At 43.4% G+C, this 700-nt stretch carries 1 pseudogene; it reads right to left on the bottom strand.

From position 1 onward, the window contains the following. A pseudogene (locus OU793_RS24770) lies at positions 1-256 on the bottom strand (hypothetical protein); the annotation flags it as partial. Positions 257-700 lie beyond the last annotated feature (444 nt).

Raw genomic sequence — 700 nt, 5'->3', positions numbered from 1 at the left:
TCAACTCTTCACACGCTTTTAAGATGCGCGCAAATTCTTGCGGTAAGGTTTCGACCACACCATCACGGCGTAAACGACGAGATCTAAACGCGATCAGAAAGGGGGTTTTAGGTTTTTTGGCATTTTCTGCGGCCACAACCGCTTTGTGCAATTCCACCAATTCGTGTTTACGCGCCTTACGACGAGCACGATAGGCCGCTTCTGTCGCCGCTTTCTGCTGGGCTTGAGTAAGAGTCTGTTGTTCAGAGATTAACATCAGACAAGCCCTCAGCGTCTATTCTTCCCAATATTGCCACACTCAAATGGTGGGGGAGGGGAGGACACTGATTTTGTTGTCTGAGAAAATTAGATAAAGTCATTTTATGATTCCAACCGATTTTTAGGGAGGTTCGGGTTCCACGCCAAACCAATATCTTTTTACTTTATAGAAAAAGATCTAAAAGATCAACTGCTTGAATTTCAGGCACAAAAAAGCCGTCTACGGTTGGGAAGACGGCTCGTTTGCGAATGCTATTTGGTTAAGTTGGAAGCTTAACACATTCTCAGTCTTGAAAAATACACTACATAGAACAGAGCTATGTAGCAGTGCTTTATGTAATGCACTTCGCGCATCAAGACTGTAGGCACAGTATAGCTCAACTCGTCATAGAAACTCAAGGGGTCAAGCCTTAGACCTCTAACTTATTGAACATAATTATTA

Source organism: Vibrio sp. VP6 (assembly GCF_028823755.1).
Classification (GTDB): Bacteria; Pseudomonadota; Gammaproteobacteria; order Enterobacterales; family Vibrionaceae; genus Vibrio; species Vibrio parahaemolyticus.
Note: the sequence above shows the minus strand (reverse complement) of the source record. Positions and strands in the feature narration are given on the sequence as shown.